Annotated in this window: 22 protein-coding genes, 5 pseudogenes and 1 riboswitch; of the genes and pseudogenes, 11 read left to right on the top strand and 16 right to left on the bottom strand. The window is 69.9% G+C overall.

Annotated elements, in window-relative coordinates:
* Positions 1-79: 79 nt before the first annotated feature.
* Together M2163_RS06065 and M2163_RS06060 are read right to left on the bottom strand one after the other, a co-directional pair.
* Positions 80-904, bottom strand: coding sequence for an aldo/keto reductase (locus M2163_RS06065; RefSeq protein ID WP_280893334.1), 825 nt, complete (start codon positions 902-904; stop codon positions 80-82).
* A gap of 42 nt (positions 905-946) precedes the next feature.
* Positions 947-1360, bottom strand: a complete 414-nt coding sequence (locus M2163_RS06060) for a heme-binding protein (protein ID WP_280893333.1) — start codon at positions 1358-1360, stop codon at positions 947-949.
* A gap of 183 nt (positions 1361-1543) precedes the next feature.
* On the opposite strand from M2163_RS06060, the pseudogene M2163_RS06055 reads away from it, so the two are divergent.
* Positions 1544-1761 (top strand): annotated as a pseudogene (locus M2163_RS06055) (MarR family transcriptional regulator); the annotation flags it as partial.
* Between the two features lie 443 nt (positions 1762-2204).
* Here M2163_RS06055 and M2163_RS06050 read toward each other — a convergent pair.
* Both M2163_RS06050 and arsM read right to left on the bottom strand, forming a co-directional pair.
* Complete coding sequence (locus tag M2163_RS06050) at positions 2205-2489, bottom strand: hypothetical protein (RefSeq protein WP_280893332.1); 285 nt, start codon at positions 2487-2489, stop codon at positions 2205-2207.
* A 331-nt stretch (positions 2490-2820) separates the two neighbouring features.
* Entirely contained in the window at positions 2821-3717 is an 897-nt protein-coding gene (arsM, locus tag M2163_RS06045) for an arsenite methyltransferase (RefSeq protein ID WP_280893331.1), read from the bottom strand.
* A 104-nt stretch (positions 3718-3821) separates the two neighbouring features.
* Here arsM and M2163_RS06040 point away from each other — a divergent pair, with 104 nt between their 5' ends.
* The 3 genes and pseudogenes from M2163_RS06040 (at position 3822) to M2163_RS06030 (ending at position 5381) form a co-directional block, all read left to right on the top strand.
* Positions 3822-4196 (top strand): metalloregulator ArsR/SmtB family transcription factor, encoded by a 375-nt coding sequence (locus M2163_RS06040; protein ID WP_280893330.1) that lies wholly within the window; start codon positions 3822-3824, stop codon positions 4194-4196.
* Positions 4197-4246: 50 nt separating this feature from the next.
* Positions 4247-4925 (top strand): annotated as a pseudogene (locus tag M2163_RS06035) (aquaporin).
* 30 nt (positions 4926-4955) lie between these two features.
* Complete coding sequence (locus M2163_RS06030; protein WP_280893329.1) at positions 4956-5381, top strand: arsenate reductase ArsC; 426 nt, start codon at positions 4956-4958, stop codon at positions 5379-5381.
* Between the two features lie 59 nt (positions 5382-5440).
* Here the strand turns inward: M2163_RS06030 and M2163_RS06025 are convergent.
* The 10 genes and pseudogenes from M2163_RS06025 to M2163_RS05980 all read right to left on the bottom strand — a co-directional run.
* Positions 5441-5832, bottom strand: a pseudogene (locus M2163_RS06025) (transposase); the annotation flags it as partial.
* Positions 5833-5875: 43 nt separating this feature from the next.
* Positions 5876-7261 (bottom strand): phosphomannomutase/phosphoglucomutase, encoded by a 1386-nt coding sequence (locus M2163_RS06020; protein WP_280893328.1) that lies wholly within the window; start codon positions 7259-7261, stop codon positions 5876-5878.
* Entirely contained in the window at positions 7258-8898 is a 1641-nt protein-coding gene (locus M2163_RS06015; protein ID WP_280893327.1) for a glycoside hydrolase family 13 protein, read from the bottom strand. The genes M2163_RS06020 and M2163_RS06015 overlap by 4 nt, the downstream gene beginning before the upstream one ends.
* Entirely contained in the window at positions 8898-10112 is a 1215-nt protein-coding gene (locus M2163_RS06010; protein WP_280893326.1) for a Gfo/Idh/MocA family oxidoreductase, read from the bottom strand. The genes M2163_RS06015 and M2163_RS06010 overlap by 1 nt, the downstream gene beginning before the upstream one ends.
* Positions 10109-11182, bottom strand: a complete 1074-nt coding sequence (locus M2163_RS06005; RefSeq protein WP_280893325.1) for a glycosidase — start codon at positions 11180-11182, stop codon at positions 10109-10111. The genes M2163_RS06010 and M2163_RS06005 overlap by 4 nt, the downstream gene beginning before the upstream one ends.
* A gap of 6 nt (positions 11183-11188) precedes the next feature.
* Positions 11189-12082 carry a carbohydrate ABC transporter permease gene (locus M2163_RS06000; protein ID WP_280893324.1) on the bottom strand — a complete coding sequence of 298 codons (894 nt, stop codon included), beginning with the start codon at positions 12080-12082 and terminating at the stop codon, positions 11189-11191.
* 1 nt (position 12083) lies between these two features.
* On the bottom strand, positions 12084-13043 hold the full coding sequence (locus M2163_RS05995; RefSeq protein ID WP_280893323.1) for a sugar ABC transporter permease: 960 nt from the start codon (positions 13041-13043) through the stop codon (positions 12084-12086).
* A 9-nt stretch (positions 13044-13052) separates the two neighbouring features.
* Positions 13053-14324: an extracellular solute-binding protein gene (locus M2163_RS05990; protein WP_280893322.1), complete on the bottom strand. Its 1272-nt coding sequence runs from the start codon at positions 14322-14324 to the stop codon at positions 13053-13055.
* A 105-nt stretch (positions 14325-14429) separates the two neighbouring features.
* A complete protein-coding gene (locus M2163_RS05985) occupies positions 14430-15446 on the bottom strand; it encodes a LacI family DNA-binding transcriptional regulator (protein ID WP_280853917.1) in 1017 nt (338 codons plus the stop codon).
* A gap of 566 nt (positions 15447-16012) precedes the next feature.
* Complete coding sequence (locus M2163_RS05980) at positions 16013-16177, bottom strand: hypothetical protein (RefSeq protein WP_280893321.1); 165 nt, start codon at positions 16175-16177, stop codon at positions 16013-16015.
* A 227-nt stretch (positions 16178-16404) separates the two neighbouring features.
* On the opposite strand from M2163_RS05980, the gene M2163_RS05975 reads away from it, so the two are divergent.
* Both M2163_RS05975 and M2163_RS05970 read left to right on the top strand, forming a co-directional pair.
* The gene (locus M2163_RS05975; RefSeq protein WP_280853920.1) at positions 16405-16662 is read left to right on the top strand and encodes a DUF2630 family protein; all 258 of its coding nucleotides are present in this window, start codon (positions 16405-16407) and stop codon (positions 16660-16662) included.
* Positions 16663-17119: 457 nt separating this feature from the next.
* Positions 17120-17206: riboswitch (ZMP/ZTP riboswitch) on the top strand.
* Positions 17207-17227: 21 nt separating this feature from the next.
* Positions 17228-18094, top strand: a complete 867-nt coding sequence (locus M2163_RS05970; RefSeq protein ID WP_280893320.1) for a bifunctional 5,10-methylenetetrahydrofolate dehydrogenase/5,10-methenyltetrahydrofolate cyclohydrolase — start codon at positions 17228-17230, stop codon at positions 18092-18094.
* An 81-nt stretch (positions 18095-18175) separates the two neighbouring features.
* On the opposite strand, the gene M2163_RS05965 is transcribed toward M2163_RS05970, so the two are convergent.
* A complete protein-coding gene (locus M2163_RS05965; RefSeq protein WP_280893319.1) occupies positions 18176-18325 on the bottom strand; it encodes a hypothetical protein in 150 nt (49 codons plus the stop codon).
* A 573-nt stretch (positions 18326-18898) separates the two neighbouring features.
* Here M2163_RS05965 and M2163_RS05960 point away from each other — a divergent pair.
* The 3 genes and pseudogenes from M2163_RS05960 to M2163_RS05950 form a co-directional block, all read left to right on the top strand.
* Entirely contained in the window at positions 18899-19438 is a 540-nt protein-coding gene (locus M2163_RS05960; RefSeq protein WP_280893318.1) for a sigma-70 family RNA polymerase sigma factor, read from the top strand.
* A gap of 356 nt (positions 19439-19794) precedes the next feature.
* A complete protein-coding gene (locus tag M2163_RS05955) occupies positions 19795-20007 on the top strand; it encodes a cold-shock protein (protein WP_280854316.1) in 213 nt (70 codons plus the stop codon).
* 196 nt (positions 20008-20203) lie between these two features.
* Positions 20204-20638, top strand: a pseudogene (locus tag M2163_RS05950) (IS110 family transposase); the annotation flags it as partial.
* A 110-nt stretch (positions 20639-20748) separates the two neighbouring features.
* Here the strand turns inward: M2163_RS05950 and M2163_RS05945 are convergent.
* Positions 20749-23046, bottom strand: a complete 2298-nt coding sequence (locus tag M2163_RS05945) for an MMPL family transporter (protein ID WP_280893317.1) — start codon at positions 23044-23046, stop codon at positions 20749-20751.
* Positions 23047-23221: 175 nt separating this feature from the next.
* On the opposite strand from M2163_RS05945, the gene M2163_RS05940 reads away from it, so the two are divergent.
* Positions 23222-24394, top strand: coding sequence for a histidine kinase (locus tag M2163_RS05940; protein WP_280893316.1), 1173 nt, complete (start codon positions 23222-23224; stop codon positions 24392-24394).
* Positions 24369-25033, top strand: a pseudogene (locus M2163_RS05935) (response regulator transcription factor). The gene M2163_RS05940 and the pseudogene M2163_RS05935 overlap by 26 nt, the downstream one beginning before the upstream one ends.
* The last annotated feature ends 482 nt before the right edge of the window (positions 25034-25515 follow it).

Here is a 25515-nt window from a genome sequence, read left to right as displayed (position 1 = left end):
CGTTGCCGGTACACGGCAGGCGCTCCGAGCGCCTCTTCCCGTGACAGGAGGGAGGGGTCGGGCGCTCGGGGCGGTGGGTTCAGTTCAGGGTGGCGGGTTCGGGGCCGGTGCGCAGCCCGCGGTCCAGTCCTGCGATGGCGTCCATGTCGGCGTCGCTCAGCTCGAAGCCGAAGACGTCGAGGTTCTGCCGGATCCGCTCGGGAGTGACGGACTTCGGGATCACGACATTGCCGCTCTGCAGGTGCCAGCGCAGCACCACCTGTGCCGGGGAGACACCGTGCGATCCGGCGATCTGCACGATCGGCTCGTCCTTGAGGACCGCGCCCTGGGCCAGTGGACTCCATGCCTCGGTGGCGATGCCGTGCTCGGCGTGGAAGGCGCGCAGCTCGTTCTGCTGGAGGGCGGGGTGCAGCTCGATCTGGTTGACGGCCGGGGTGACTCCGGTGCTCTCCTGGAGCCGCCGCAGGTCGGAGACGCGAAAGTTCGAGACGCCGATGGCCCGGGTGCGCCCGCTCGCCAGGATCTCCTCCAGCACCTTGTAGGTCTCCACGTACAGATCACGGGCCGGGGTGGGCCAGTGGATCAGGTAGAGGTCGACGTGGTCGAGACCGAGTTTTTCCAGGGAGGCGTCGAACGCGGCCAGCGCCTTGTCCTTGCCCTGGTCGTCGTTCCACAGCTTGGTCGTGACGAAGAGTGCCTCGCGAGGGAGGCCGGAGGCGGTGAGCGCCTTGCCGACGCCCCGCTCGTTGCCGTAGACCGCGGCGGTGTCGATGCTGCGGTATCCGGCCTCAAGGGCGCTGGCGACGGCGCGGGTGGTCTCCTCGTCGGGGACCTGGAAGACGCCGAAGCCGAGCTGGGGCATGACGACGCCGTTGTTGAGTGTCACGTTCGGGATGGCGGTCACGAGGAGGCCTTTCAGTGTGCCGTCGGTGCTTTTCGGTGGGGGTCACAGGGCCTGGAGCGCGGTCTGGGCGAAGCCGTGGTCCTGTTCGGGGGCACCGCCGCCGACCCCGAGGGCGCCGACGAGCTGACCGTCGCGGTGCACGGGCACTCCGCCCGCGATGAACAGCAGGGGCTTGTTCAGCGCGGTGGGCAGCGAGTGGAAGGGGCCCTCCGGCTTGACCAGGTCGGCGACCTCGGCGGTGGCCGCGTTGAGCTGAAGGGCGGTGTAGGCCTTGGCGGTGCTGGTCTCGCCGGATATGAGTACGGCGCGCTCGTCGCGGCGGAAGGTCAGCAGGTGTCCTCCGGCGTCGAGAACGGTGATGCTGACGGGCACTCCCGCCTCGTCGGCGGCGCGGCGTACCGCGGCGGTGAGGGTCTCGGCGTCGGCTGTGGTCAGTGGGATCACGGTGTTGCTCATGGGTCACTTTCCTACGGTGGGGGATGGACGGCCACGTGTCGCGGCCGCCAGGGGCTTCCAAGGCCTCGGATGCTGCAAGAGGACGCGGCGACACCCCTCCGGCGGGAGGTGCGGCTTGCGCCTCGCAAGTGAACAATAATTGCAGGCGCCGTATAGTTGCAAGCGCGGGTATAGTGAGCTGAGATGTACTGGGGCGCGCACCACTGGTCGGCCCTCTCACTGCTCCATGGCTGCAGAGAGAGTCGCGTCGAACGCGCACTTCAGGCGGGGCGCAAGCCGTGTGCGCGCGAGTACTCGCTCCTGGATGTGCTCGGCAGGCAACGCGACGGCGTGGGCGGTCATCTGCAATGCGGCAGGTCGCCGATGCCGTCACGGTCAGCCAGAGCGTCACCACGCAGCTGGAAAAGGGTGTGGGGGCCCGCGGCTACCTGTGCCCCATGATCGTCCCTGGTGAGGGGACGGGGGCGTAGGCGGCGACCGAGACAAACGCGAGGCATGCCTGGCCTCGGCGCAGCTGCAGGACCTCCTCGACGAGTGGCTCGTCCACTGCCACCACCGCCCCCACCAAGGAGGCGCCATCCCCTGCCGCCCAGGGCCGCACTGACACCCAACCAGATGTGGACTGCCCCTCGACGATGCCCGTGGCGGTGGGTGCGGGTGAAGCGCAGGGCGTCGGGCCAAGGGCATTCGGCGGAGTGGGGGACGGTCATCTCCGCCAGCAGTGAGGCCGCGTCCACGGCTTGGGTGCCGCTCGTCTTCGGCGACGAGGTGCTGGCCACTGCCATCCTCGACCGGCTTCTCCATCGACGTGATCTTGATCACGGGCGAGCCGCCGGGCCGGGTATCACCCCTGATCGAATGACAACGCGTTCCTCGACCATCGATCAGCGTTCCGCGCACCGCTCATCGCGCTGAGAACGGCATCGATCTCCCGCAAGTCAGGCAGGACACCGCCATCGAGGTGCCCTGCATCCCCCAGGGCTTCAACGATGCCAAAGGCGTGATCGAAGTCCGGAGCAATCTCATCCGTCACCACACCGCGCCTGTCGAGCCAGGCGATCTGTGACTGGGCGTCAGCCGCCAACACGGTCAGAGACTCGATCAGCAGGCGTCGATGGAAACGAAGCATCGCGTGTCTCCGCACTCCGATCGTCGAACGCGCTCATCTGTCCGAGCCACAGGCGAACATCCGAGCGGCCCCGTCCGTGAAGCTGCCGTAGCACCCCCGGCCGGGCAAAGAGCTCCGTCTCCGCGACGGCTTACCGCGCTGACGGGACCGCCGCCGACGGCGGGCCGATCTCGGGCGGTGACGGTGCAGTGCGGCGTGCTGGTCTGGGAGCGCCGTTTTGCTGCGGGCGCGAGGGCCGGTACGGGCTGCTGGTGCCAGGTACGTATGCGAAGTCCGCGGTGTTCGTGAGTGACCAGGGCCCCTGGGCGGGGTCCTGCTCGGCTGGCTGGGTTTAGTTCTGGCAGCCGCAGCCCGAGGCGGTCTTTGCGTCGGTGACGGTCAGGTCGGGATCGGCGGAGGTTTCGCCGGAAGTGCAGCAGGCGTCGACGCCGCAGCAGGTGCCGGCGGACGCGGTCATCTCGATCGGGGCTTCGGCGGCTACCGGCTTGGTGGCGCGGACGATGGCGGAGTGCATGCCGTCGGCGACCGGGTGGGTCGGGGTGATCTCGATGTCGGTGAACCCGGCGGCTTCGAGGCCGGTGCGGTATTCGGCGAAGGAGAGGGCGCCGGCGATGCAGCCGACGTAGTCGCCGCGTTCGGCGCGCTGTTCGGGGGTGAGGGTGTCGTCGGCGACGACGTCCGAGACGCCGATCCGGCCGCCGGGCCTCAGGACGCGGAAGGTTTCGGCGAATACCGCGGGCTTGTCCGTGGACAGGTTGATCACACAGTTGGAGATGACGACGTCGATGGTGTTCGCGGGCAACGGGACCGCCTCGATGGTGCCCTTCAGGAACTCGACGTTCGTGGCGCCCGCCTTCGCCGTGTTGGCGAGGGCCAGGGCGAGCATCTCCTCGGTCATGTCCAGGCCGTAGGCCTTGCCCGTCGGCCCGACGCGGCGGGCGGAGAGCAGGACGTCGATGCCACCACCGGAGCCGAGGTCCAGGACACGCTCCCCTTTGCGGAGTTCGGCGACGGCGGTGGGGTTGCCGCAGCCAAGGGAAGCGGCGACAGCCTCCGCGGGCAGCGCGTCGCGGTCGTCGGTGGCGTAGAGGGTGGAGCCGAAGCTGTCGTCGACCTCAATGGGCTCGGGTCCGCAGCAGGCGGCGGAGCCCTCGGTGACCTTCATGGCTGCGGCGGCGTACCGCTGGCGGACGGTTTCGCGCAGGTCGGCGGTGGTCTGCTCGCTCATGACTTCACTCCTGGAGGACGGGCACGGCGGTACCCGGAACGGTCTGTATCGACGTTCGTTGATGCAACCTTGCGCCTTGAATCGAAAAACGTCAACATAGAGGCATGTCAAAACAAGAGTCGGCGGTGGTCGGCCAGGACGCCTCCTGCTGCCCGGGCCTGTCCGCCGCGCCGCTGGACGAGGACCAGGCCGTCGACCTGGCGAAGGTCTTCAAAGCGCTGGGCGACCCGGTGCGGCTGCGCCTGATGTCGATAATCGCCTCGCGCGGTGAGAGCGGCGAGGTGTGCGTGTGCGAGCTGACCCCGGCCTTCGACCTGTCCCAGCCGACGATCTCCCACCACCTCAAACTGCTGCGCCAGGCCGGGCTGATCGACTGCGAGCGCCGCGGGACCTGGGTGTACTACTGGGTGCTGCCCGGCGTCCTGGACAAGCTCGCCGCGTTTCTGACCACCACGCGGCCCGCCGGGGCCGCGGCGTGAGGAAACCGCTCATCCGCCGGGTCGCCTCTGAGGGCATCGGCACCGCCTGGATGCCGGAGCCGACCACCACCGCCACCAGCAGCCACCGAACCGTCGCACGACGTCGGTGTGCAACTGCTCGCCAACTCCCTCGCCACGGTCTTCGGTCTGGGCGTTCTCATCCTGCTGCTCGGGACTGTGTCCGGCGCGCACTTCAACCCGGTCGTCACGCTCGCCGCCTGACCCACCGGCCGTCGTGACCCGGAGTGCCTGGCCCTGCGGGACGTTGGGGCGTACGTGTTGGCCCAGATCGTGGGCGCGATCGGCGGGGCGGTCCTGGCCGATGCGATGTTCGCCAAGCCGCTGGTCAAGGTCTCCGCGCATGACAGGTCCGCCGGGCACCTGCTGCTGGGCGAGGTCGTTGCGACGGCCGGGCTGATCCTGCTGATCTTCGGCCTGAACCGCATCGGCCGTGCCGCGTTCGCCCCGGCCGCCGTAGCCGCCTACATCGGAGCCGCATACTGGTTCACCTCCTCCAAGTCCTTCGCGAACCCGGCGGTCACCATCGGCCGAGCCTTCACCGACACCTTCGCCGGGATCTCCCCTGCATCCGTCGCCCCGTTCATCGCGGCCCAGCTCCTTGGGGCCGTGCTCGGGCTGGGGGCCGTCGCCCTTGTCCACGGCCGTCCCGCTCCCGTCCCCGATGAGGTCGCCGTCCCGCACGGCGAGCCCGAGTCCGCCATCTCCTGACCGATCCGTTCCCCCCAGAAAGCCCCGCTCATGAGGTCTCCCGCCACGCCGCGACCGTCGGTGCTGTTCGTCTGCGTCCACAACGCTGGCCGCTCCCAGATGGCCGCCGCCTTCCTCACCCACCTCGCAGGCAACAGCATCGAGGTCCGCTCCGCCGGTTCGGCTCCCGCAGACACCGTCAACCCGGCCGTCGTGGAAGCGATGAAGGAGGTCGGCATCGACATCTCCGCTCAACGCCCCAAGATCCTCACGGCGGAGGCCGTCCAGGCATCCGACGTCGTGATCACCATGGGGTGCGGTGGCACCTGCCCCGTCTTCCCCTGCAAGCGGTACCTCGACTGGCAGCTCGACGATCCGGCCGGACAGGGCGTGGAGGCCGTCCGCCCCATCCGTGACGCGATCGAGGAACGCGTGCGGACTCTGCTCGATGACATGGACGTCCCGACCAGCATCTGAGGACTGCACGGGACCACGTGCCGAAGAACGCGCCTTGCTGCGGAGCGGCGTGGCCGGGCAGGGCTCAGGCGTCGGTGGCCGGACAGCCATGACATCGTCCGCTCGACGACCCGGCGACGGCGGCCCAATCGTTCGCTGGAGCCGATGCCTTTGCGCGCGCCCCGTACCCCGATGCGTTTGCCACGTAGCCATTTCCGCAGGTCGGCGTGATCGAAGGCTTTGTCCGCGTGGAGGCGCTGGGGCTTGAAGAAGCGGCCGCGGTGGGGGCCGTGTCTCGTTGGTGCCCCTCGATCATGGGCGCCAGCCCTGCGCTGTCGTGGGTTGGCGGCCGAGAGGCCGACAGGAGGGGCAGTCCGTTCGCGTCCGACAGGACGTGCATCTTGGAAGCCGGCTTGCCCCGGTCCACGGGGCGCGGACCTGTGTGTTCGCCTCCGGGCTGTTCCCGTTCATGGCCCCTTTGGGGTCTGGTGGTTGCCCGAGACGGCGGCAACCACTCAGGCGAACCGGGCGGCGACAAGCGTCAGCACCTCCTGCCGTACGCGCGTCAGTGTCGCCGTGTCCGTCGCTTCCACATTGAGCCGGAGCAGCGGTTCGGTGTTGGAGGGGCGCAGGTTGAACCACCAGTCAGGGGTGGAGACGGTCAGGCCGTCGAGTTCGTCGACGGTGGCCTCGGTGCGTTCGGCGAAGTGGGCGCGGACGGCCGCCAGGGTGGAGGCGGGGTCCGTGACCGCGGTGTTGATCTCACCTGATGCCGGGTAGCGCTGGTAGCGGGCGACCAGCCGGGACAGGGGCTCCGGCCCGCCACCGAGGGCGGCGACGACATGGAGTGCGGCGAGCATGCCGGTGTCCGCGTTGTAGAAGTCGCGGAAGTAGTAGTGCGCCGAGTGCTCGCCGCCGAACACTGCCTGAGTGCGGGCCATTTCGGCCTTGATGAAGGAGTGGCCCACCCGCGTGCGCACCGGGGTGCCGCCGAGTTCGCGGACCACCTCTGGCACGGCCCGCGAAGTGATCAGGTTGTGCAGGACGGTGCTTCCCGGGTGGTCGGCGAGCAGCCGTGCGGCGATCAGCGCGGTGATGGCGGACGGGCTCACCGCTTCGCCGCGTTCGTCGACGACGAAACAGCGGTCGGCGTCACCGTCGAAGGCCAGGCCCAGGTCGGCCCGCGTCTCACGTACGGTGCGCTGCAGGTCGACGATGTTGGCGGGGTCGAGCGGGTTGGCCTCGTGGTGCGGGAAGGTTCCGTCCAGCTCGAAGTACAGCGGGACGATTTCCACCGGCACGTCATGGAAGACGGCCGGCACGGTGAGTCCGCTCATGCCGTTGCCGGCGTCCACCACGACGCGCAGTGGCCGGACGGCACTGACGTCGACCAGGTTCAGCAGATGCGCCGCGTACTCCTTGAGCATGTCGCGCTGGGTGAGTGAGCCCGTGGGCCGGCGCGGGGTGGGGGGACGTTCGCCGGACGCCCAGCGTTCGACGAGGGTACGAATGGCGTGCAGCCCGGTGTCCTGGCCGATCGGTGCCGCGCCGGCCCGGCACATCTTGATGCCGTTGTAGCGGGCCGGATTGTGGCTGGCGGTGAACATCGCGCCCGGCAGGTGCAGGACGCCGCTGGCGAAGTACAGCTCGTCCGTCGAGCACAGACCGATCTCGGTGACGTCGGCACCCTGCCCGGCGGCGCCCTGCGCGAAGGCGCGGGCCAGCGCGGGTGAGCTGGGCCGCATGTCGTGGCCGGTCACGACGGCGTCCGCGCCGGTCGTCTCGACGAAGGCGGCGCCGAACAGCCGGGCGAGCTCCTCGTCGAGCTGGTCCGGGACGAGGCCGCGGACGTCGTAGGCCTTCACCAGGGCGGACAGGTCGACGCCTGGTCTGGTGTTCATCGCGGGTACTCCTCGGAGGTCATCCATACGGTGGTGTCCTGGGGGACGGTGCGGCCCTCGAGCGGTGCGCTGGACAGCAGTACCCGGGCGCCGTCGTCCAGGGGGACCGGACGCGGCCCGAAGTTGACCAGGCAGCGCAGCCGGGACGATCGGTCGAAGGCGAACCACTCGCCGTTCGCCGGGCCTTGGACGCGCAGCACGGTGTCCGAGGCGGGATGGTCGTGGCGCAGGCGCAGGGCCGTGCGGTACAGCGTGAGCATCGAGTGCGCGTCGTGCTGCTGCGCCGCAACGGTGAGGCCGGCCCAGTCGGTGGGCTGCGGAAACCAGCAGTCCTCGGGCGCGGCCTCGCTGAAACCGTAGGGCGGCGCCGTGCCGGACCAGGGGAGGGGCACCCGGCAACCGTCGCGTCCGCGGTGGCGGTGCTCGGAGCGTTCCCACAGCGGATCGCGGATCAGGTGGTCAGGGATGTGGGCCTGGGGCAGGCCCAGTTCCTCGCCTTGGTACACGTACGCGGCGCCGGGCAGGGCCAGCATCAGCAGGGCCGCCGCTCGGGCACGCCGCTCACCGAGAACGCCGCCGCCGTAGCGGGTGACCGGTCGGATCGCGTCATGGCTGGAGAGGACCCAGGTGACGGGCGCGCCCACCGACTGCATGCCGCGCGCCGACTGCTCGACCACCTCGCGCATCGCCGCTCCGTCCCAAGGACACTCCAGGAAGGCGAAGTTGAACGTCTGCTGCATCTCGCCGGGGGCGACGTAACGCGCGAGCCGCTCGCGGTCGAAGATGCCCGCCTCGGCCACCATCACCCGCTCGGGCGGAGCCACCGCCCCGACGGGGGCGGGGTGTCGGTCCAGCAGGGTGCGCCAGTGGCGAAAGAGCGGGTGCAGTTCCTCCTGGTCGTAGTAGGGCATCCGGTGGTTCTGGTGGACGTCCTGGTGCTGACCGGGGCCGGCGTCGGGCAGGCCGTCGGCCTTGAACAGGGTGTGGGCCACGTCGACGCGGAAGCCGTCGACACCGCGGTCCAGCCAGTGCCTGAGGATCCGTTCGAACTCGGCGACCACCTCGGGGTGGTGCCAGTCGAGGTCGGGCTGTTCGGGCGCGTGCAGGTGCAGGTACCACTGCCCGGGCAGGCCGTCCGTCTCGTCGACGCGGGTCCACGCGGGGCCGCCGAACGCGGACTGCCAGTCGTTGGGCGGCAGTTCGCCCTTCTCGCCGCGCCCGTCCCGGAACAGGTACCGCCGACGGGCCGGGGAGCCGGGTGCGGCGGCGAGGGCCTTGCGGAACCAGGGATGCCGGTGGGAGGTGTGGTTGGGGACCACGTCCACGAGGACCTTGAGGCCGAGGACGTGTGCCTTCGCCACCAGTGCGTCGAAGTCGGCGGGTGTGCCGAGGTCTGCCGCGACGCCGGTGTGGTCGGCGATGTCGTAGCCGCCGTCCGCCAGCGGCGAGGGGTAGAAGGGGGTGATCCACACGGCGTCGACGCCCAGCTGCGCCAGGTGGTCGAGGCGGGCGGTGGCGCCGGGCAGGTCGCCGGTGCCGTCGCCGTTGCCGTCGGCGAAGGCGCGTGGGTGTATCTCGTAGCAGACCGCCTCTCGCCACCAGGGGGCGGGAGCGGCCGGTGCGGACATCGTTGTCATCAGGTGTCTCCGGCGGGAACTTGGGCCGTGAGCAGGACCGTCCGGCCGCTGTGCGCGGAGCGGGTCGCCGCCCGGGCGACGGCCACCGCGGTCAGTCCGGCGGTGGCGTCGGCCTGTGGGGTGCCGCCGTGCACCGCGCAGTGCAGCAGGTCCGACATGGCCGCCCGCACGCTCTCGGTGTACACGTGCTGCTTGCGCTCCTCCCCGCCCAGGTCCACGACACAGTCGACCCGGTGCGGGACGTGGCGGGTGACACCCCGGCCGCGGGCGGGCGCTGCGGAACCGGCATCTCGCGTCACGGACACCGCGATGCGCTCCTGGCCGTGCGGGCGCAGCCCGGGAACCGAGAGCAGTTCCGCGGCCCGTGCGGGCACCGCCTCCCAACGGACGGCGCCAGCCTCGTCGGTCCACGCGGTGATCGTGGCGGACGTCGGGATCCAGCCGCTGACGCGGGCCTCGGCGAAGCCGTAGTCGAGCCGCATGAGTTGACGTTCGGCGCGGTGGGCGTGAGTGAAGGAGTGGGTGTGGGTGGCGACCGTGCCGCCGGGGTGGACGGCGGTGGCCACCACGATGTCCACCGGCCCGTCCTCTCGCCGCACCTCGGTGCCCTGCACCTGGAGCGGCTCGCTGCCCATCAGGGCGTTGGCGGCGTCGAAGAAGTGCACGCCGTGCTCGACGTGGACGCCACCGCTGTGCGCCTCGTCCCAGAACCAGTGGTCGTCACCGAGATCCTCGTCGGAGGCGTCGTTCTCGAAGGCGAACCGCCGCAGCGGGTCCAGGAGTTGCTCCTGGCCGAGCCGTTTCAGAAGCCGCAGGACCGGGTTGTAGCGCAGCACGTGGTCGACCACAAACACGCCCCGTGAACGGCGGCTCTCCGCCGCGACGCGCGCGGCGTCCTCGACGGTGAGCGCCATGGGCTTCTCGCAGAAGACGTGCTTGCCCGCCCGGAGCGCGGCCACCGCGGCGTCCGCGTGCGCGGCCGGCGGGGTGGCCAGGACGACGACGTCGACATCGTCCAGCGCGGCCACGTCCTCGACACTCGTGTGGACGGTGGCGCCGTACCGGCCCGCGAGTGTCCGCGCCCGCTGCCGGTCGGCGTCGGCGCACGCGGCGACGCGGACACCGGGGAGGTCGTGTATCGCGTCCAGCACGAAGGTGCCGAAGGCTCCGCAGCCGACCAGGGCGACGCGGTGCGCGGTGTGGCCGGTGGTCATTCGGCCCGGTCCAGGCGGGCCACGCCGATGTGCGCGTCGGCCATGCCGTAGAAGACGTAGCGCACGCCGTCGATCTCCTCGATCGCGGTCGGGAAGACCACGTTGGGCACGGTGCCGGAGCGCTCCTCCTCGGTCTCGGGGGCCATCAGCGGCTCGGAGGTGCGCGCGATGACGCGGCTCGGGTCGGCGGGGTCCAGGATCATCGCCCCGGCGGCGTAGTTGACGGTCTGCGCCTGCGCGAAGGGATCCTCGATGGTTCCGGAGACGCCGTGGTGGATGAGCAGCCACCCCTCGTCGACGCGGATCGGAGCCGGGCCCGCGCCGATCTTGAGCTCTTCCCAGGCGTACTCGGACAGGGCGACCAGGCGGTGGTGGCGCGGCCGGGTCAGGGCGCTCAGGTCCTGCTTGACCTCGTCGACAGGTACGTAGGAGATCCAGATGCCGGGGCGCTCGTCGGTCACGCCGGCGGGCAGGTGCACGCCCTCACCGGGCCGGAACCAGCCGAGGTCCCACATCGGGCGGTGCAGCATGGCGTAGCACATGGTGCCGTCCGGGCCCGGCACGGGCTCGGGGAAGTGCACGACGTCCTTGTTGGGGAAGAGATTGAGGTCGGTGTCCAGGTCGGGCTGGTAGGCGAACTGCAGAGGGCCCAGGCGTTCCCAGTCGACCAGGTTCTCGGAGACGGCGAGGGCGGGCTTGGGTCCGAGCGGTCCGTAGGCCACGTACGACATGACGTGCCGGCCCAGGTCCTCGATCCAGGTGGTGCGGGGGTCCTCCACACCGGCGTTGTTCTTGCCGCGTTCCCAGCCGGCGTCGGGTGCGAGGACCACGCCGCGGCGCTCGACGCCGGTGGGCACGCCGTTGGCGAGGGTGACCTCGGCCAGGCCCACGCGGGAGACGTTGCCCTCGGAGACGAGCCGGGGCAGCAGGTGCAGCCGGCCGTCGGGCGTGCGGCCGGAGGCGGGGTTGAGTACCCCCTCGGCCTCGGCGGCCTCGCCGGGCAGCGGGGACATCACGACGCCGACTCGGGTCAGGGTGTAGGGGACGGAGGCGGTGGTGCTGTGGGACACGAAAGTTCAGCCCTTCGTTGCTGAGTCGATGTCGGTGGAGTTGAAGCGGCTCTGGAAGACGAGGTAGAGGGCGACCGCCGGTGCGGCCAGGACGCAGGCTCCGGCGAGGATGGCGCCGTAGGGGTTGGCGGCCGCGGAGGCGACGGTGCTGATGTAGTTGGCCAGGGAGACGGCCAGGGGCTGCATGTCCTGTTGCTTGGTCACCAGGAACGGCCAGAGGAACTCGTTCCAGGGCCCGGTGAAGCTGAGCAGCACCACCGACATCACGGCCGGTTTGCACAGGGGCACCGCGATGCGGAACAGGATCTGCAGCTCGCCGGCGCCGTCGATGCGGGCCGCCTCGAACATGGCTGCCGGCAGTTGCAGGAAGAACTGGCGGAAGATGAACACGGCGCTGGTGTTGATCGCGAACGGCAGGATCATGCCGAGGTAGGAGTCGGCGAGACCGTAGTTGCGGACGATGAGCACGTACAGGGGGATCAGCAGCAGTTGGAACGGTACGACCTGGACCAGCAGGACCAGGGCGAACGTCGAGCCGCGGCCGCGGAAGTGCAGCCGGGCCAGTGCGTAGCCCGCGAGCAGGCCGAACACGGTGGTGCAGATGATCACGCCGCCGGTGAAGATGCCTGAGTTCACCAGCGAACGGCCCAGCGAGATCGCCGAGTCGATCGCCGCGTAGTTGTGCAGGCTCAGGTTGGACGGGTCGGGGAACGCCCCGGAGGGGCTGGAGTCGGGCTCCTTCTGAAGGGAGCCGATGATCATGTAGTAGAAGGGGAAGAGGAAGGCGAACGCGCCGATGAGCAGCGCGATGCGGGAGCCGGTCGACCGGCTGCGGGGCCGCGCAGGGTGCTCGCCGGTGCGGCGTTCGCCGGTGGGGCCGGGTGCGGCGTCGACGCTCATCTCAGTCCCTCTCCACGAGTCGCCGATAGCCGAGCGAGACGGCGCTGATCAGCACGACGAGGATCACGCCGATGGCCGCCGCCTCGTCCGGATGGCCCTGTTGCAGACCCCGCTGGTACATCAGCAGCACGGGCGAGGTCGTCGCGCCGTCGGGGCCGCCGCCACTGGTGAGCAGATAGGGCTCGGTGAAGAGGTTGGCGCCGGTGATGGTGGCCAGGATCAGCACCAGGAGGGTGGCCGGCCGGACCGCGGGAACGGTGATGGAGCGGAAGATGCGCATGCGTCCGGCGCCGTCGATGGCCGCCGACTCGTACAGCTCCTGGGGCACGTTCTGGAGCGCCGACAGGTACAGCACCACGAAGAAGCCCAGTTGCTTCCAGGCGACGAAGACGGCCACGACCGGCATGGCGAGGTGGGAGTTGACCAGCCAGGACGGGTCCGGTGCCAGCGGACCGAGTGCCTGGTTGACGAGGCCGTCGCTGTTGAACAGGAACAGCCACACACCGACGACCGCGACGCTGGCGGTGATGTAGGGGATGTAGTAGGCGGTGCGGAAGAAGGACCGGAACGGCAGCTTCTTGTTCAGCGCGTTGGCCAGGACCAGGGAGCCGACGGTGGTCAGCGGCACGTTGATGACCAGGAAGACGGCGATGTTGAGGAACGAGCGCCAGACCTCGGGGTCGGTGAGCACGGTCGTGTAGTTGTCCAGGCCGACGAAGGGCCGGTCGACCTGGACGCCGGGTGCGGTGAAGAAGTAGTCGTGGAAGGACATCCACACCGCGAAACCGAGGGGATACACGAAGATCGCGGCGAGGTAGACCAGGTACGGGGAGACGAACAGCATGCCGATGGGCTGATGGCCGCCCAGCCGCAACCGCCACCGCGGGCGGGGCGTCGGTGCCTTCGTCGTCGTCCCGGCGGAGGGCCGGGGCCGGTGGACGTCAGAGGCGGTGGAGGACATGGCAGGTCCTCACTGGCCCTGCGCGAGCTCGTTCACCTTCGCCGCGGCGTCCTTGAGAGCCGTGGCGAGGTCACCCTTGCCGAAGATGACGGCCTTGGTGTACGCGTCGCGGAACGTCTGCCAGATCTCCACGGAGTTCGGCACGTTGGGCGCCTCGATGGTGTGCTCCGCCTGCCGCGCGAAGACCTCGTAGTCCTTGTGCGAGGCGAAGTAGGACGGGTAGGCGCTGGTCAGGTCGCTGCGCATGGGCATCTGCCCGGTCGCCTCCAGCAGCTTGCCGTCCTGGTCCTTGCTGGTGGCGAACTTCATGACGTCCCAGGCCGTCCCGCGGTTCTTGCAGGAGGTGTACATGCCGATGGACTTCTCGTCGCTGAAGGTGCCCTTGCCGGCAGCGCCGTCGGAAGTGGGGACCGGTACCGCGCCCCACTTGACCTTGTCGCCGTAGACGGAGATCGCCCACGGGCCGACAGTGGCCATGGCGGCCTTGCCGTCGGCGAAGGCGTCGCCGTTGTACTTCTCGTTGGGCGCCAGATGCTCGGCGTACATCGTCTTCCACAGCTGGGCGGCCTTGAGGCCGTCGGCGGAGGCGAACTGGGCCTTGCCGTCCTCGACCAGCTGCTTGCCGGTCTGCGCCGCGAACATCGGGTAGTAGTCGAACCAGGACTGGTAGAACTCCGAGGACGGAGCGGGCCAGATCGCGGCCTTGGCCGCCTTGGCGGCCACCAGCTTGCGCGAGGTGTCGAGGAAGTCCTGGTAACTGGCGAGCTTGGGGTTCTCCGGGTTCAGCCCGGCCTTCTTGAACAGCTCCTTGTTGTAGAAGATCATCACCGGGTTGCTCTTCCACGGCATCTGGTAGTACTTGCCGTCCGGCGACGCGTACTGCGACAACCTGCCGCCCACGCGCTCCTGCAGGTACCTCCTGCCGTCGGGGAAGTCGTCGAGCGCGACGAGACCGCCCTGCTTCTGGAACCCGGGCACGGCGGCCGGCGCGGTGTTCAGGATCAGGCAGGGCGCGTTGCCGGCGGTGATCGCCGCGCCGATGACCTCTTCGGAGCTCTTGCCCGCGGGGATCTCCTGGGCGGTGATCTTCTCCTTGGGGTGGCCGGCGTTCCACTGCGCCACCATCTTCTTGCCCCACGCGACTTCCTGCGCGTTGTTGGAGTACCAGATCGTGATCGGGCCGTGGGAGCTGTTGGAGGCGCTGGAGTCGGATCCGCTGCTGCCGCACGCGCTGAGCGTGAGGGCGGCCACCGGCAGCAGGGCGAAGAGGGCCTTCTTCATGGAGGGTTCCGTTTCTTGCTGGGGAATCGCTTGCGGTACGGCTCGTCCGGCGCGTGCGTTGTCCCGCCCCGTCCCGGGGGTGGGGCGCACCGGATGCCGCAGGTCTCAGCGGACCGGCGCAGGGCCACTGGAGGCGCGCACCACCAGGGCGGCGGGCTCCAGTTCCACATCGGCGGTGGTGCCGGTCTCGATCAGTTCCACCAGTGCCTGGGCTGAGGCCCGGCCCCATGAGACGGGGTTGGCGCGGCAGGTGGTCAGCGGGGGGTTGGTGTAGGAGGCGAGGGGTACGTCGTCGAAGCCGACCACCGACAGGTCTTCCGGCAGTCGCAGCCCGGCGTCCTGGGCCACCGCCATTCCGGCCGTGGCCGAGAGGTCGTTGCCGTAGACGATGGCCGTCGGCGGCACCGGCCGGTCGAGCAGCATCCGGGTGGCCCGCGCTCCGCCCTCGGCGGTGAAACCGCCCGGCAGTAACGTCCCCTCGGGCAGGCCGGCTTCGGCGAGTGCGGCGCTCCACGCCTGGCGGCGGCGCCGGGCGTGCACGAACTCCTCGGGCCCGGCCACGTAGGCGATGTCGCGGTGCCCCAGGCCGGCGAGGTGGTGCACGGCCTCGCGCACGGCGGGACGGTCGTCGAGGTTGACCGTCGGCAGACCCGTGCCGGCGCCGGCCCCCACGGCCACGGCCGGCAGACCCAGTTCGCCGATCAGCGCCGGACGGGGATCGTCGGTCCGCAGGTCGGTCAGGAGCACGCCGTCCACGCGACGGTCGGCGGCGAGCCGGCGGTAGGTGTCGACCTCGTTCTCGGGGCGGCTCATCTGCAGCATGAGACCGTCGCCGGTTTCCGATATGACCGTCTCGATGCCTGCCATGAAGGCGGGGAAGAACGGGTCGGTGCCGATGAGCTCGGGCTCACGTGCCAGGACCAGGCCGACCGCGCGGACACGGCCCGTGGACAGCGCCCGGGCGCTGGAGCTCGGCGTCCACCCCAGCTCCTCGGCTGCGGAGCGGACGCGGTGCTGGGTGTCGGCCGCCACGCCGGGACGGTTGTTGAGGACGAAGGAGACGGTCGCACGGGAGACCCCGGCCAGCTTCGCCACGTCGGCGATCGTGGGACGTCGGGCCATGCGCGCACCGCTTTCTTCCGAACGCCCGGGCGCGGTCCCCTCCAGGGCGGCCGAGCAGGCCCGGCACCTCGCGACCACGCTCCACGGCACCGGCGAGAGGGCCGGGACCGGGTGCGGAGGCGGGGTGCCGTGAGGGGCACCGAGCCGGCGTTTAAACCGGTTTGAATGGACGTCCCGTAGCCTCTGCGCTCGAGCCGCAGAAAGTCAATAGCTCGCCGGAAGATGCCCGACTTGTTATGCTTTCGTACAGATTGATGGTCGGATCTGGGTGGGGGAGGCCGGGGGCGGCCAGAGCGTCTGCGGCGGGCGAGGGCATCGATTCGGAGTATGAGACGCCTGCCGAGCGATGCGGAAACGATTCTGCGGGCTGCCGGGGGAAGTCAGCGGGCTGTCACGCAAATCGGCAGGCGTCCATTTTCCGGCGACATTTCCGCGTCAGTGAAAAGGCCGCGGCCGAGGTAATCCCGGTCCGGTTGCGAGACTGTCGGAGCGTTTCCACTCCCGTTTTCCTCTGTATCTCCGGTGGCTCGTCCGCCGGCTCGACGGCGGCTGCCCGTCCGTCCGTCTCAGGCCGACACGGGGAACAGTTCCGGACGGAAGTCCGCCGGCATCGCGTCCCACTTCCCGCTGATGATCTCCACGGCATGCAGCCCGCCGATGACCGGGCTGAGCGTGATGCTGCTGTGGGGTACGGCCTCGTAGTGGTCCGGCACCGAGGGCACCGCCCCCACCGGGGAATCCGTCGGCTGGGATGGGCCGGTGCGCTGTCTGTGTCTCCGCGATGGGAGAGTCGCCGAGCTCGGGAACGACGTTCCACGCCGATTCATGACCCGGTGATGGGCCGCAGTCGGCCGTGCCTCCTGGCGCACATGTCGGCCATTCCTACGGCAACGTGTCTCGGGGCACCTGAACCCCCTCGTGCCACACTTGTCCGCAAGCGTGATCTGAAGGGAAACCTATGACGAGCTCACAAGGTGATACAAGCATCCTTAAGACGATCGACGGCCTCGTGGCTGAGGAACATGAGCTGCGCTCGCGGTCCCTCACGGAACACGGACTCGATGAAGAGGGGCGCAACCGCCTCAAGTCCGTGGAAACACAGCTCGACCAGTGCTGGGACTTGCTGCGGCAGCGGCGCGCCAAGTCGGAGTTCGGCCAGAATCCCGACGAGGCACACGTGCGCCCGGCAGGCGAGGTCGAAGGTTACCTGGGCTGACCACAGGGTGCGGTCCCGTCCGGCTCAGCGAGACCGCACCCCGGGCAGAAGCCCCGGCAGTCCGGCGCCGGCCCGGCAGTCTCTCCTGTAGCGGGAGCGGTGCCGGTCAGGGCGATGAACGCGTCGCTGCCCCTCGCCCTGTGACGCTGAGTTGGGGGAGAGGTGCTGCCGAGAGCATGGCGCGGTGAGCGCCTTCCTCCTTGAGGTGGTGGTCGCGAGGGGTCTTGCACGGTCCGTGCGTGCGCAGGCGAAGGCAGGCGGGTTCCGTGAATTCCGAGCGCTGCTGTAGCGGTGCCGGCCCGGTTGACGCGCAGCAGCTGTTGGAGGGTGTGCCCGGGCCCGACGGCGGGCGCATTGGGGTCGCGGCACCGGGCGAGGCAGGCTCTGTGACCACTCTGCTGAGTAGGTGTTCTTCGACTTCCCGCTCCTGATCAGCAAAACAGTGCCACTAGAGTGGTGCGTGGGCCGTGACTGGCGCTGAGGTGGAGCACCACCGGGGAGCGGTCTGACGAATCGGTCGATGCCGTGCGCCTGGGCGAGTGGTCAGCGACGCCTGGAGGCGACCATGTCCCAGACACAGACAGCCCGGCTCATGGATGGCGTTGGTCTTGCCCGACGCATTGTTGAGGAGGCGTCAAGCAAGGCGGCAGAGCTTGCGCGACGCGTCGGCGTGACGCCGTGCCTCGCAACGGTGCTGGTAGGTGAGGATCCGGCTTCGGTGACGTACGTCCGGATGAAGCGGGCGCGTTGCGCGAAGGCGGGCATCGAGTCCCGGCTTGTCAGCCTGCCGGCCACTGCGACAACCGCTGAGCTGGTGGAGACCCTCCAGTCCCTCTCGCGGGACGCCAAAGTGCACGGCATCTTGCTTCAGCACCCCGTGGGCCCTCACATCGATGAGCGGGCAGCGTTCGAGGCCATCGTGCCGGAGAAGGACGTCGACGCGGTCACGATGAGCTCCTTCGGGGCGATGAGCTTCGGGCTGCCTGGATTTGCATCGTGCACCCCGGGCGGGATCATGCGGCTCCTGGACGAGTACGAGGTCGATCTTGCAGGTCAGCACGCCGTTGTCGTGGGTCGCAGTGCGATCCTCGGCAAGCCCGTCGGAATGCTCCTGCTCGCCCGGGACGCCACGGTCACCTACTGTCACTCCCGTACGACGGATCTGGCCGCGATCGTGCGGGAAGCGGACGTTGTGGTGGCGGCCGTGGGACGGCCTCGGCTGATTCGCGGCGAAGACGTCAAGCCGGGGGCTGTCGTGATCGATGCCGGATACAACCCCGGCAACGTGGGCGACGTCGACTTCGACACGGCCCGCACTCGTGCCCGCTTGATCACGCCGGTCCCCGGCGGGGTCGGCCCCATGACCATTGCGGTCCTGCTGGCGCAGACGGTCGAAGCGGCATCCAGCCAGCTCGGGCGGGTCGGCCGATGAGGAGGCCACCCGTGATCTTGGCGTGGACGACAAGCGGCTGGCCTGCGACGGTTTCGGGCGCGCCTGGGCAAGGCTGACCGCTCACACCCGCCGCGCACTCGCCCGCGCCGGCCGCCCCCGCGTCGACCAGGAGGTGCTGCGCTGGTCCTTCAGCGGCCTGGCTTGGGGCTCGCCGTCATGGCGCTTGGCCAATTGCAGTGAGGGCAGGTGGTTGATGTAGGCAGGGGCCACGGTGCGGATGGTGTCCTCGGGGATGCCGTCGGTATGGGTTTCGACGGCCAGGTTGACGCCGGGAGTGGCGAGGCCTCCGAAGAGTTCGCGGAGGTGCTTGAATGCGCCACCCTGTCGCCGGCCTTAGCGGTTGCGCCGGCAGCAGTGCCGCCGCGGGCGCCCCTGAACCAGAGTGACGCCCGGCACGCGGCGTGAACGCAGCGGCGGGCGGGACAGACGGGGCCGAGCCGCTGCCGGATCCCCGATGTCATAAAACTGCGCTTCGACGACACCTTCTATCAGAGCGAGGGCGAGCGCCCTTGCCGGAGGAAGAGGAACCAAGCGTCGTGGACAGCGCAGTTGTGAGTGCGGCAGTGACCGTGGCCGCGTGCGCGGCCGGGTGTGCCACCCGGGTGCTGATGGCCCGGATCACCACCGGGGCCCTGGTGAGGACGGCCCGGATCGAGGAGGAGGCTCGCACCGCTCGCATCAACGCCCTCGCAGAGGGCGGTACGTTGCAGGAACGGGACCGCAGGGGACGGCAACTGGCCGTGCGCCAGGGGGCAGTGACGAGGGGGAAACACCGTGGACCGCATGGCGGATGACACCGCGGCCGCGGCACGGCAGCTGTCCATGGCGGCGGCCGATGTCGGCTGCTCCTATCAGGAAGACCAGCCCTACCTCATCCGGTTCCTGCTGCGGCACGGGGCCACCTTCCCGGAGGCCGAGGACGCGGTGCACAGCGCGTTCGTGGAGCTGATGCGCACACGGCAGCCGGTCCGCACCCCGCGGGCCTGGCTGCGGACGGTCGCCCTGCGGTCCTTCCTGCGGCAGATCGTGCCCGAAGACCCTGAACAGGACCTCGCGGCCCGTTTGGCAGAAACAAGCGCGGACTGGCACACCCCCCTGCAGGCGGCCGAACTGGGGGAGCAGCACCGTCAGGTGCTGCAGGTGCTCATCCAACTGCCTTTCAAGCAGCGCACCGTGATGGCCTGGCACCTCGACGGGTTCTCCGCCGCGGAGATCGCGGAGGCGATGAGGCTGGAGAAGGCCGCAGTCCTGCAGAACCTGTCGAGGGCCCGCCGCACGCTCAAGGAGCAGCTCGGGATCACCAACCGAAGGAGTGCGCAGTGAGCGACGTCCGGCGCAGCCCCGACGACGAACTGGGCCTGCTCCTCGGCGACATGGATGCAGCCCTTCTGGCGGCCGTCCGCACACGGCTGGCTCCCGCACGCCCGGAGGCCGGCACCGATGCCGGACAGGACATGCCGCCGTACTCCCACCGTGCCGGTGAGGAGCCGGCCCGCAGCGAGGACGACGAGGCGCTTGATCACCTGCTGGGGACGGCCGACGACGCCCTGCTGGCGGCTATCGAGAACCGTCCCCGCCCTCTCGCCCCGACACCCGGGCAGCCCGCATCCCGTACCACTGGCGACAGCCCGGAATCCGGACGGGACGACCCTTCTGTACACAGCGCCAGGCGCGACGGTGTGAGCACGGGGACGGTCAAGTGGTTCAACGCGGAGAAGGGATACGGGTTCATCTCCGTCGACGGCGATCCGCCCGTCGACGTCTTCGTCCATTACAGCGCGATCCAAATGGACGGATACCCGGTCCTCGAGGAAGGACAGCGGGTCGAATTCTGCATCTCGCAGGGACAGAAGGGGCTCCAGGCCGACGAGGTGAGGTACATGAACGGATAGATCAGATGTATTCGGCACCCGCCCAGCCCGGACGAGGCGTGTGCTTGTCGCCGTTGGATGGCTCAAATGACTTGGCCGCCCGGAGCCCCGCGACGACTCGACCGCTCATTGGGATACGCGACTCGATCGCTGTGTAGGACAACGTCGGCGAGGTCGTCTGCGGGACTACTGTGACGACGAGCTGGCGGAGGTGACCGTGCCCGAGATCTGGGCCGGTGTGGACATAGGCAAGGAACACCACCACCGCGTGGTGATCGACGCGCAAGGCGAACGCGTGCTGTCGCGGCGGGTCCTGAACGACGAGAGCGCACTGCTGGAGCTGTTCGGCGACGTACTCGCTCTCTCCGAGGACGCGCTGTGGGCGGTGGACATCAACCACGGCGGAGCCGCCTTGCTCATCGGCCTGCTGCTCGGCCACGACCAGCCGATGGTCTACCTCACCGGCCTCGCCGTTCACCAGGCGTCAGCCGCCTATCGCGGCCAGGGCAGGACGGATGCCAAGGACGCCTTCGTCATCGCCGACCAGGCCCGCATGCGCAAGGACCTCGGCATGCTCCGCTCCGGCGACGAGACAGCCGTCGACCTCAAGATTTTGGTCAGGCGCCGCACAGACCTCGTCAACGACCGCACCGGCATCGATGCAACAGCCGAGGATTCGGTGACCTGGGGAGCGGATGGCAGTGCCGACCTGCACTGCTGACGCGCTGAGGTCCCGGACGCCGAGGTCGGGCAGGAGTCGAGTCAACGGTCAACCAGCCGTGGACGCGGGGCCTCACCAGGGGATTCCGCGTCGGTGTCGTCGGTGTCGTCGGTGTCGTCGGTGTCGTCGGTGCCGACCGGGCCGCGGGGAAGCATGCGGTCCAGCCACCTCGGCAGCCACCAGTTGGTCCGGCCGAGGAGTGTCATGGTCGCCGGTACGAGCACCATGCGTACGACCGTGGCGTCGATGAAGATCGCGGTGGCCAGGCCGAGCCCGAACATTTTGGTGGAGGGATCCTCGGCGACGGCGAAGGACAGGAAGACCGCCACCATGATGAGGGCGGCCGAGGTGATGATCCGGGCGGTGCCCGAGACGCCCTCGACGATCGCCGTGCCGTTGTCGCCGGTGCGCAGGTACTCCTCGCGTACGCGGGAGAGGAGGAACACCTCGTAGTCCATCGACAGGCCGAACAGGATGGCGAAGAGGAACATCGGGATGAACGACACGATCGGAACCGTCGCTTCCAGCCCGATAAGTGCGCCTCCCCAGCCCCACTGGAAGACCGCGACCATGATGCCGTAAGCCGCGCCGATGCTCAGCAGGTTCAGCAGTACCGCCTTGAGCGGTACGAGTACCGAGCGGAAGACCAGCATCAGTAGCAGGTACGACATCGCCAGCACGGCGGCGACGAACACCGGCAGGCGCTGGCTGGTGCGTTGGCCCACATCGGACAGGCTCGCGGCGGCGCCGCCGACGTGGGCCCTGGCCGGGCCGTGCCCGATCGCCGTGGGCAGCACGTCCGTGCGCAGCCGGGCGATGGTGTCGGCCGTGGCCTTGTCCTGAGGGCTGGTGGTCGGGAACACCACGAGGGTCGCGATGCCAGTGACCCGATCGATATGCGTCGGCGCGACGGACGCGATGCCCGGATCCGCCGCGACCGCTCCGACGAGTCGGTCCAGCACTCGCGGATCACCGGCGGGGTCCGCGGCGATGACGAAGGGACCGTTGGTGCCCGGACCGAACCCCTCGGCGACGAGTTCGTAGGCCCGGCGCTCGGTACGGCTGTGGGGCAGTGAGCCGTCGTCGGGCAGCCCGACGCGCAGGCCGAGCACGGGCAGCGTCGCGGTCAGCAGCAGCCCCGCCGCGCCGACCGCGTAGGGCACCGGGTGCCTGCTGACGTGCCCGATCCAGCGCCGCCACCCTGTGCTGGGGGCGGCGGCCGCCACCGGGTCCCGCCGCCGTGCGAGTCGGCCCACTTTCCTGGCCCGCAGAGCGCGGCTGACCCGGCCGGCCCGGGCCAGGCGTGGGCCGGCGGCGCCGAGGAAGGCCGGCAGCAGCGTCACCGACGCGACCACCATGATCAGGACGACGATCGAGACGGCGAACCCGCCCACCGTCATGAACGGCACGTTCGCGACCGCCAGGCCGAGGATCGATACGACGACGGTGCCGCCGGCGAAGACCACGGGCCTCCCCGCCGTGGCCACCGCTCGCCCCGCCGCCTCGTGCGGATCGAGCCCGCGCGCGAGGTACTCCCGGTGCCTGGCGAGTACGAACAGCGCGTAGTCGATGCCCACTCCGAGCCCGACCATGCTGCCCAGGACCGGTGCGAAGGTGGGGACGTCCGTCACCCCCGCCAGTACCGTCATCGTGGCGACCCCGATGGTCAGCCCGAAGACCGCCATGCCGATCGGCAGTGCGGCGGCGACGAGCGAACCGAACGCCAGGAACAGGATCGCGGCCGCGGCAAGGAGGCCGATCAGTTCGCTTACGCCGCCGTCGGCGTCGGAGAAGGCGTAGAAGAGGTTCCCGCCCATCTCGATGCGCAGGGGCAGTTCGGAGCGCAGCCGGTCGCCGAGATCGACGAGGGCGTCCAGGTCTTCGGTCGACAGTCGGCTCTGGTCGGGGTACTGCACCCGGACGACCGCGATCCGTCCGTCGGCCGAGACCAGGCCTTCGCGCACGGCGGTGTCCCCGCCTGCGTCGAGCGTCCCCGCCGGGTCGCTCGTGCCGAGCACGTGCGGCAGCCGCCGCACCTCGGTCTGCAGCCGCGCCAGAGCGGTGCGCGCGCTGGGGTGGTCGAAGAACGTCGCACCCTCGTCGAGGGGGGTGACGACCACTTGCGCGGTCATCCCCTCCTGGCCGGTGCCGGCCCGCTCGATCAGTTGCGCGGCCCGTTGGGAGTCCAGTCCCGGAGCGGTCATCGAGTCCGCGGTCCGCCCACCGATGGTGAGCGCGGCGAGGACGGCGAGCGTGGCGGCGATGAGCCATGCCGCGATCACCCGCCAGGGATGGCGGGCGGCGCTTGCGCCCAGGCGCAACAGGGCTTTCGAGAGCATCGGTTCCTCCAAACACCGCGACGGCCGTCCTTGTACGGCCGCCGATGCCGAGGCTCGTCGCCACGGCGCTCCGCGGCATCGGCCCGCGGGCCGTGGATGCGTCGGCCCCGGGACGGAGTGACGAACCGTCCTTTCGGCCGATGCGCGCCGCGCCGCGGTCCCTAGGCTGAGAACCGTGCTGCGAGACGACCTGCGAAACCTGTGGACCGAGCCCCGGCCGCCCGCCGCGCCTGCCCGGTTGTGGCGGGACTGGGCGCTGCTCACCGCGGGCCTGGGCGGGGTGCTGCTGGAGGCCACCCTGCGCGAGAACGTCGTGTGGCGGCCGGTGGCGGTGGTGTTCGCCGTATGGCTGTGCCTGCTGTCCCTGTGGCGCCGGACCCGCCCTCTGGCGATGGTGACGTTGGCTTTCGGCTCGGTGGTCCTGCTTCAGATGGCCTCGCTGGTCGGCGCTGCGCGCGAGCCCGTCGGCCTGTACACCGGCACGGTCGTGCTCGTGCTGGTGTACGCGCTGCCCCGGTGGGGATCGGGACGCGAGATCGTGCTGGGCGGCGCGGTGATCCTCACGGCCGGCGTGCTGTGTTCCGTCACGGACGAGACGCCGGTCGTCGAGAACGTCGTGGGCATCGTCTTCCTGCTGCTGCCAGGCGTGGTCGGGGCTGCCGTGCGGTTCTGGGTGACCGCTCGCGAGCGGCAGGTGGAGCAGGTGCGCTCCCGCGAGCGCGAGCAGCTCGCCCGGGAACTGCACGACACGGTGGCCCACCACGTGTCGGCCATGGTGATCATCGCCCAGGCGGGCGGGGTGCTCGCGGGCGCCGACCCGTCCGCCGCCGTCAAGGCGCTGGAGGAGGTCGAGGAGGAAGGAGCGCGCACGCTGGAGGAAATGCGCGCCATGGTCGCCACTCTGCGCGACCGCGGGGTCGGCGCCGAGCTGGCACCCCCTGCCGGAGTCGCGGATCTGGAGCGCCTGGTGCGCACCCCGGGGGGTCGCCTCAGGGTCGACCTGGGGCTCGAGGGCGAACTGGACGCGCTGCCCCCGGCCGTGGACGCGGCCGTCTACCGCATCGTGCAGGAGTCGGTGACCAACGCGCTGCGCCATGCGGTCGACGCGACCGAGCTCGTCGTCCGGGTCGCCGCGGAACGGCACACGGTACGGGTGAGCGTGCGCGACAACGGTCGGCGCACCGGCCGGGGTCGCGACGGATACGGACTTACCGGACTGCGCGAGCGCGCGACCCTGCTCGGCGGCACACTACGAGCCGGCCCTGGTGCCGACCGGGGCTGGCATGTCGAAGCCGAACTGCCGAGAGCGAGGAACGAGAGCGGTGCCCATTCGCGTCCTCGTCGCTGACGACCAGACGATCATCCGCACCGGGTTGCGGATCATGCTGAACGCCCAGCCCGGCATCGAGGTGGTCGGCGAGGCCGCCGATGGACGGACAGCGGTAGGTCTGGCCCGCGAACTACGCCCCGACGTCTGCCTGTTCGACATCCGCATGCCCGTGATCGACGGGCTCGAGGCCACCCGGCTGATCGCCGGCCCGGGCGTCGCCGACCCGCTGGCCGTGGTCGTCATCACCACGTTCGACCTTGACGAGTACGTCTACGGCGCGCGCTGCGTGCCGGCGCCCGCGGATTCCTCCTCAAGGACACGGGACCGGACCTCCTGGCCCAGGCCGTACGCTCGGCGTCCGACGGTGAGGCGCTCATCGCGCCCAGCGTCACCGTCCGTCTGCTCCAGGCATTCGCAGACCTGCCCGCCGGCCGGCCCGTGGCCCAGCCGGTCTCCCCGGTCACCGCTCGCGAGGAGCAGGTGCTCCTCGCCGTCGCCCGCGGGCTGACCAACACCGAGATCGCCGACGCGCTGCACATCAGCCTCAGCACGGTGAAGACGCATCTGGCCAGCCTGATGGCCAAACTCGGCGCCCGCAACCGGGTCGAGATCGCGATGTGGGCCTACGAGACGCGCCGTATCCTCCCCGGAATCTGAACCGGGTGCCGGCCCATGCCCCGTGAGTTCCGACCCGGACATCAGTGCACCAGTCGGCTCATGTCGGCTCCACGTGCCTCACCCGCCCCGGAGGGTGACGTACCAGGAGGCCGGACTGGGGACAGTGAGACTCCCGACACGACAAGACGCCCAACAGCTACCTCGCCAGTCTCCACCTGCACGCCTTGATGATCTGGCGTCAGGCAGATCTTCGCCCTCACGGTGGTGGTGCTGAAGGAAGCCCGCACCAAGTCCTGGAAGAGCCCCTTGCAGCCCTGCCAGCCGGTGGCGATTCTCGTACGAGCCCTGAACGACGCATTGCCGTCACCGTCGTTGCGCCACGAGCCTCGGGCAGCCTGTGAAGTGTGCATGCCCCAGTGGGCGACGGGAGCCTATGAGTGCACACCATTGGGATTGCCGAAATTACCGCGGCGGAGGAAAGGGCCCGCGCGCCTCAGCCTCACGGGTCCCTCGTCTCAGCT

Origin of the sequence: Streptomyces sp. SAI-135, assembly GCF_029893805.1 — a bacterium.
Classification (GTDB): Bacteria; Actinomycetota; Actinomycetes; order Streptomycetales; family Streptomycetaceae; genus Streptomyces.
Note: the sequence above shows the minus strand (reverse complement) of the source record. Positions and strands in the feature narration are given on the sequence as shown.